A 7,395-nucleotide genomic window follows, 5' to 3' on the forward strand; every position below is an offset into this window, starting at 1 on the left:
CTCATATTGTGTTGAAGATACAAGGTATTATTTAGTATAGAAAAGGCGTCCTATTTTGCTGGACGCCTTTTTATGTTGCTTTCTCTTTATTCATAAATGTCTGTATAAATATCGTTTACTTCTTGCAATTCTTCTCTCATTAAATCAAGAAATCGTTCATCATTATAATTAGGGCTAAGTTCAATAAATTCTAAGCCAAAATCATCAGTTAAATTTTTAGTGTTAACTCTACTTACTTCATCTCTAGGGAAAAACACTATTACTTTATTAATTACAGTATGATTTCTTCTCCTGAACGGTTTTGCTCCAGGTAAGTGGAATTTTGATTTTGGACTATCTTTATAAGCCATCAATTGTGTTAAAACACCTTTATTATTATCGGCTATTTGTTTTAATTTTCTATACTTTACTTCTATCGGTATGCTTTTTATATACACATTATTCACAAAAATGTCCACTCGAATATCTGGTTTGTTTTTCTTATTACTTGTATACAGAGGATGTAAGTTACTAGTATCATTACTATCTGATTTAAGCGTTGAATTGAAATGTATGTTAACTGTCATTTGTTCGTTAATCATTTCTATATGAGTTTCTTCTTTCAGTACATCTATTTCATTTTCTTGATACAGTTGACTAATATCCATATCAAAATTCAAATACTTAAAAAGTTCTATCACTTTTATAAAACACCATACTTCATATAGTTCATCCGTTCTCTTCCATGTTCTTTGTAAGCTTTTTGAAAAAATCATTTCTAGAGAATTCTTATTAAATTCCTTGTACCATTTATAAATAATATTATACTCAGAATTAAGCAAAGTAGTACCTGGTGAAACCACTTTTCTATTATATTCTATATTTTTAACCCAACTTTCTTTTAAAAGTAAAATCAAAGCATGTCTTATTTGTTGGAGTTTTTCGATGCTTTTCTTTGTTCTCATTATTACATATGATGCATTTTCTTGATCGCTAATAAATCGAGAGCTTTTTTGTATTTCTTTTTCCTCAACTGTTGCCTCTAAATATTTCATTGTGTTATCTATACTTTTGCTTAAATAAACAAGTGCTTTTTTCATCCAAATATTTTCTGGTGTATTATACTCTATATCTCTTTTGCAAGAATATAATGAATTACCTTTTTCTGGATATTTTGTTCTCATCTTGATAGTTTGTTTATCAATTCTAGGTTGTAAATTTTCATTTACCCAATTATAGTTTTTTACTATCTTACTTTTTCGATTTCTTTTCAAAGTAGTCAGTGCTTTAAGTATAATATTACGATGATCCATTAGGTAATTTAATTTATCTATTTCTGTATTTTTTGAGTTAGCATTAATCATTTTTGCATTACTTCTATTAAGCAACGATTTTGCTGAATATGAAAAGAATTTTTTTATTTCCTTGTATAAATCTTTCCACTCTTCTTTTTCGAAATCCTTTGGCACAATTTCTATTATAGAAAAAAACGTTTGTCCACACTTAACTTTTATAAGATAATAACCCGGTACCAAAATATTATTAGCTTTATTATTTTTATACTTAACTAAGTCTATTGCACCATTTTCCAGATATTTCTCACCATTTTTATCTTCTTTCAATATTTCAGATTCGATTATATCAAATCCATCAAAATATAATCTTGCACTTTTCTCTGAACTTATAGAAATTTTTAAATCATTGTACTCTTTTACCTTTATAACGTCATTTTTAAAATCAATATCTTCAACGTTTTGCTCAAAAGATAGCGATTGTTTGTACTCTCTAAAATCATTATATCCAATTGGTCTAGTAAGTATAAGTGACGCGCTAAAAAGTGTAGCCATTTAAGTTTAGCTCCTTAGCTTTTTGTTTTATAACTTTCTCAGAATTAGTAAAATTAGAAACGTCCTCAAATTCTTCAAATAAAGATAATATTTCAGAAGAGATTACTGTACCATCACTGTCATAAATACCTAGTAGTTTTTCTAGTTCTTCACTAGATCCTCGAACTTTAGTTAAAATTCTTTGTACTACCTGAAGGTCTAATCCTTCTTTTTTTGTAAAACTTATACTATTAACTGGTATGTTTTTCAAATACAAATCTATTTGTTTAAGAATTCTAGGTCCTATACCCATTTCGTTGTGCACCTGTGATAATAAATCATGAAACTTTTGTAAAAATTCTACAGTTCTTTCATCCAGCTCTATTTCTTTTTTACTATTGGAAAAATAATCAACATAGATTTTATCAAATTCTTCATCATTAAAATTAGTTGTGTTATCTCGCTTAGATAATTTAACCAAATCTTTAAACGGCATAACTTTTAGTGTAATTAAATTAGAACGATCCAAAACCTTATTAGAAAAGTTATAGGTTGAATCATCAATATTAGCTGTACCGACAAACTTTACATTTCTACCTATTGGTATTTGATAACTATACTTTGAAGAATTATATAGTTTTCCTCCGAGCTCTCTATTATATAAACTTAACCTTCTACTTTCTACATCCGTTTCCAAGAGTGAAAGAAACTGAGAGAAATAATGTTCAATTCGAGCAAGATTCATTTCATCAAAACAAACAATAAACAATTTATCGGGATTTTCTTTTGCATTTATCAACAGATCAATTAACCCATAATCATCAGGTCTATAAACCATATTTAATGTATCGGCATAACCAATTATATCTGAATCTTCAGTCCAACTTGGGCTCACAGGGATAAACTTAAAACTATCCTTTAAAGATAAAGCATCGGCATATGCTTTAACCAATTTGGATTTCCCTGTGCCACTCATTCCTGACAATATAACTAAATTCGAGGTTTTCATAGCTGTATGAAAATTTAAAATATCTTCTTCATCATAAACAAGTCTATTTCTTTTCAATGTCTCTATAAAATGATTTAAGAATTCCTCTTCTTTCTTAACAGCTTTTAGGTCATCTTCCTTATTCACTTCTATTTTATTTTTCTTCTCAAAATTAAGTTTTTCCTCTATATTTCTACTTAATTCCGTTGAAATATACGCAATATTATCTTTAGTTAAACACAGCTTTTTATAGTCATTTTCATTAAGGTTTACATATTTAATTTCTTCAGAAAAATCATATGCAAAACCTTTTGAACCTTGATACTTAAAACCATTTAAGTCACCAATTACATAAATATTATAATTTTCATCTTTATAAAAAATGAGTTGGGGAGCATCTTCAACTTCTTTGGATATATTGTAAATGTTTCCCACATACTCTTTATTCTTTATTTTTTTTATGAATCCCTCAAAATCTTGTCCAGTGTTTTCTTTACTATACACAGGAACCGGATGTAGTCCCTGAACATCTTTCAAATCATTAGGTTGTATTAAAATTTCATTTACACGTCCGTTATAATATGTTCTTTTCAAGTAATTATCTTCATGTCGTTCTTCTACATTAAAACAAATAAATTTATCTTGTATGTACTCATCAAAGTCACGTATTCTCTTTTCATTACTTTCAGATAGGTCATCTGTATAAATATTTTTTAGATGGCTAGAAAAACAAGAAATGTACTTACTTTTATTATTTTGCACAGGATAATCATAAGGAGTTGTAGAAATTACTTTTACATAAAACTGAATATAATTATTGTTATTAATAAATATATTTTCTTTACCATAAACACTAGATACTTCTTCTGGAGTAGCAATAACTCCTATTAAATCAACATTTTCCCAGTTATTTTTCATCTTCATTGACCTCTTTCAATATATTTCCCAATGTATTTAAATCTAACTCTTTTGCATTTGTTTCATTAATTATTCGTCTTAAATCATAATAAGCCAAATTCTGTTTGTAATAATATGGTATTACTTCATTATTATTATTCGCATCACTAATAAAGCCTTCAACGTTTGTGTAGTGATAATACACGATATTACTTTTCACTCTATTTTTATATAATTCCGGAAGTCCAATAACAATCATTCTTGTTTTAGAAACGTTTTTCAAATTGTAGATTTCGTCTGAAAGTTTTTTGTTTTCTTCAACAATTCCTCTGCTTTCCTCACTTTTCTTTTGCAACAACTGGTTTATATGTTTATTTTCTTCATATAAGCGTTTATTTTCAATTTCGAACTTCTTTAAATTATTAAATTCCAGTTCGATTTTTTTTATTTTTACTGATTCATTTTTTATTTTTTCTTCTTTACGTTGTATTTCCCTTTGTAATTTTTGGTTCTTTTCTTGTAGATCTTGAATTTTTTTATTTTTGATTTCTAATTGGCTCTCTAATTCTTTCACTATCTTTCTAATATTCACAATTTCACTATTGTTTTCGTTAGACAAAATTTCTTTTCTTCCACTATTTAAATTATCATGTTTATTCTCCAATAACTCTAACACTTCAATTGATTTTTGTTGATATCCGTCCTCACTAAACAACATTATTAAATCTCGAAAATCTTCCCCATATTTTTCAACTATTTTTTCACTTTCAAGTAAATAATCAAAATTATAATCTTTAATTTTCGAAACCTCTTTCACATACCTATCTATTTTTTTCAAATTATTAGAATATGAAATATTTGATATAATAAAGGACTTTTGTTGTTTGATTATATTGATATTCACCTTAGAAAACCCTCTTATATCAAGGCTGAGGTCATTAATTATTTTAAGCATTGTCTCTTCGTTTTGTAACGAAAACAATCTCTTTATAATACTCTCTTTACTCATATGGCTTCCTCCAACCAAATTCTTTATCTATTTAACTTTGAATTAAGTTTTCTCTTTAATGCAATTATATACATAGATTTTCAGAAGTTTAAGGTTTTTTATATTTTTTTCAATATTTTTATCTTAATCAGCAATTCTTGGACTGACTTTGCGAAGTTAGGATGGAAAACAATCGTTGTAGGTATGGTCATTCTAATGAGTACATATGTCGGTTCAGCCATCGTAGCTCATATTGTGTTGAAGATACAAGGTATTATTTAACTTATAAATACAAGTTTACTAAATAGGTAAAGGAAGTCGATTGTGCCGTCGACTTCCTTTTTTTATACTAATTTCTAAGTAATAACATCTACTATGTTTATTACTCAAATTAAGCTGCGTCACAATAAATATAGAGAGGACTTGAGATAATGAAAGTCACATACGTCGCAATATTTTATAAAAATGATCCGAAGCTTGAAGGCCAATACTTCTTTATAGATTTCGATGTAGAATCACTACATGAAGTACTTCCTCCAATCGAACTCCTATCTCCTGAAGATTGCTTAGGCTTCGCCCTAGCAAAGTATAAAGAACTCGGCATCCCCTTACCTGAACCCTTCTCCTTTGATTTAATCTTTCTTAATGACACTTACTATTATGAGAAAAGAGCAATCACTATTGAACTCAATGAATACGCTGGAACTAAGAAACGTAAACCTAAAAAGTTTATTCCTGAATGGCTCTACCGTTTTGAAATGGGCGAAGATGAAAAGTTTCGAAGAAAACGAGAAAGAGATTGGCAAAGAAAAGCTATGGATGAACTGATGAACACAGAATTTGAAGGTGCTCACATTGGCTTTATGTCAGGCAAGCCTTGGTTACCACAAGCAACAGAAGTAAGATACGAAGAAATTTATGACTTAGACTAAAAAAATGCCTCCAAAAGCATTCACATGATGTGAGCTTAAGGAGGCATTACTTATGCATTAAAACCTATTCAAAGTATTACTGCGATACATTATTTATGATCTTTTGTTTCTTTCTTACGACGATTAAATAAGAATACACTACCTAATGCCGCGAATAATGTTCCAATTAAACCTGCATTTGTACCTTCTTCACCTGTTTCTGGTAAAGCTTTATCTTTAGAAACTTTAGGAGCTTTTTCTAGTTGTTTTTCAGATTTAACTACTTTATGAGGGGCTACATCACCTTTTGGTGCTTTAGGCGGTGTAGGTTGACCAGGTTCTGATGGTTGTTCTGGTGTAGTTGGTACTTCTGGTTTATTTGGTTTTTCAGGTTTTTCTGGCGTGTTAGGTACTTCTGGTTTCTCTGGCACTTCTGGTACTTCCGGCTTCTCTGGTTTTTCAGGAACTTTTGGTTCTTCCGGTTTCTCAGGTGTGATTGGTTTTTCAGGTTCTACTACTGGTTTATAGAAGCCACTGTCGATTGTGAAATCATCCGCATTATCTACAACGACTTTGACTGTTCTACCGTCTGAGTCTAATGCTTTGTCTCCTACATTCACTTTAGTTGCTTCGTAACCTTTCGGTGTGTCGAATGTTACTGTGTATTCACCATTGTATAATCCAGTAAATTGATAAATACCGTTTTCATCTGTCACTGTTGTTTCTGTGCTGCCGTCTGGCTTAGTTAAAGTAACTGTTACGCCTGAAATGCCTTTTTCATTTGAGTTTTGAACACCATCTTTGTTGCTGTCTTCCCACACTTTATCTCCGATAGTGTATGTTGCTGGAACTGGTGTTGGTTCTACTACTGGTTTATAGAAGCCGCTGTCTATTGTGTAATTATCTGTATTGTCGATTACGACTTTCGTTTCTAAACCATTTGAATCTAATGCTTGATCACCAACATTTACCTTAGTTGCTGTGTAACCTTCTGGTGCAGTGAATTCAACTGTGTATTCACCGTTTTCTAATCCAGTAAAGTTATACTTACCTTCAGCATCTGTCACAACTGATTCTGTTGTACCATCTGGTTTAGTCAGTGTCACTGTTACGCCAGCGATACCTTTTTCATTTGAATTTTGGATACCGTCTTTGTTGCTGTCTTCCCATACATTATCTCCGATTGAGTATGTCGCTGGCACTGGTGTTGGTTCAGTCGTTGGTTTATAGAATCCGCTGTCGATTGTGTAATTATCAGCATTGTTGATTTTTACTGTAGTAGAAGTACCATCAGAATCTAAAGCATCATTACCTTGATCGACTAATGTTGCTGTATAACCTTCTGGTGTTGCAAAATCTACTTTATAGTCTCCATTTGCTAATCCAGTAAACTCATACTTACCTTTTTCATCAGTTGTTGTTGTTTCTGTGCTGCCGTCCGGTTTAGTTAAAGTTACTGTTACACCTTGGATGCCTACTTCATTAGAGTTTTGGATACCATCTTTGTTGCTGTCTTCCCAAACGTAGTCACCTAAGTTGTATGTCGCTGGAACTGGTGTCGGCTCAACCGTCGGTTTATAGAATCCGCTGTCGATTGTTAAGTTGTCTGCATTGTCGATTACTGCTTTTGTTTCCAAGCCGTTTGAATCCAACGCTTGATCTCCAACGTTTACTTTCGTTGCTGTGTAGCCTTCCGGTGCTGTGAACTTAACTGTGTATTCGCCGTTCGCTAAATCTTTGAAGTTGTATTTACCTTCAGCGTCTGTCACTGCTGTTTCTGTTGTACCGTCCGGTTTAGTCAATGTA

At 30.9% G+C, this 7,395-nt stretch carries 5 protein-coding genes and 1 pseudogene; 1 reads left to right on the top strand and 5 read right to left on the bottom strand.

The window, feature by feature from the left end:
- Positions 1 to 86: 86 nt before the first annotated feature.
- From HMPREF2937_RS11890 to HMPREF2937_RS11900, 3 genes are read right to left on the bottom strand one after another with little or no spacing between them, the layout of a single operon-like run.
- Positions 87 to 1,826, bottom strand: coding sequence for a nuclease domain-containing protein (locus HMPREF2937_RS11890; RefSeq protein ID WP_070864659.1), 1,740 nt, complete (start codon positions 1,824 to 1,826; stop codon positions 87 to 89).
- Positions 1,810 to 3,711: an McrB family protein gene (locus tag HMPREF2937_RS11895; protein WP_070864660.1), complete on the bottom strand. Its 1,902-nt coding sequence runs from the start codon at positions 3,709 to 3,711 to the stop codon at positions 1,810 to 1,812. Before HMPREF2937_RS11895 ends, HMPREF2937_RS11890 begins: the two co-directional genes overlap by 17 nt.
- Positions 3,701 to 4,699 (bottom strand): hypothetical protein, encoded by a 999-nt coding sequence (locus HMPREF2937_RS11900; RefSeq protein WP_070864661.1) that lies wholly within the window; start codon positions 4,697 to 4,699, stop codon positions 3,701 to 3,703. Before HMPREF2937_RS11900 ends, HMPREF2937_RS11895 begins: the two co-directional genes overlap by 11 nt.
- A gap of 410 nt (positions 4,700 to 5,109) precedes the next feature.
- On the opposite strand from HMPREF2937_RS11900, the gene HMPREF2937_RS11905 reads away from it, so the two are divergent.
- Positions 5,110 to 5,610: a hypothetical protein gene (locus HMPREF2937_RS11905; RefSeq protein WP_070864662.1), complete on the top strand. Its 501-nt coding sequence runs from the start codon at positions 5,110 to 5,112 to the stop codon at positions 5,608 to 5,610.
- Positions 5,611 to 5,699: 89 nt separating this feature from the next.
- On the opposite strand, the gene HMPREF2937_RS14280 is transcribed toward HMPREF2937_RS11905, so the two are convergent.
- Both HMPREF2937_RS14280 and HMPREF2937_RS14200 read right to left on the bottom strand, forming a co-directional pair.
- Positions 5,700 to 6,020 carry an LPXTG cell wall anchor domain-containing protein gene (locus tag HMPREF2937_RS14280; RefSeq protein ID WP_373879079.1) on the bottom strand — a complete coding sequence of 107 codons (321 nt, stop codon included), beginning with the start codon at positions 6,018 to 6,020 and terminating at the stop codon, positions 5,700 to 5,702.
- Positions 6,021 to 6,110: 90 nt separating this feature from the next.
- Positions 6,111 to 7,395: pseudogene (locus HMPREF2937_RS14200) on the bottom strand (SdrD B-like domain-containing protein); the annotation flags it as partial.

The organism is Staphylococcus sp. HMSC061G12, assembly GCF_001838465.1.
GTDB classification, from domain to species: Bacteria; Bacillota; Bacilli; order Staphylococcales; family Staphylococcaceae; genus Staphylococcus; species Staphylococcus simulans.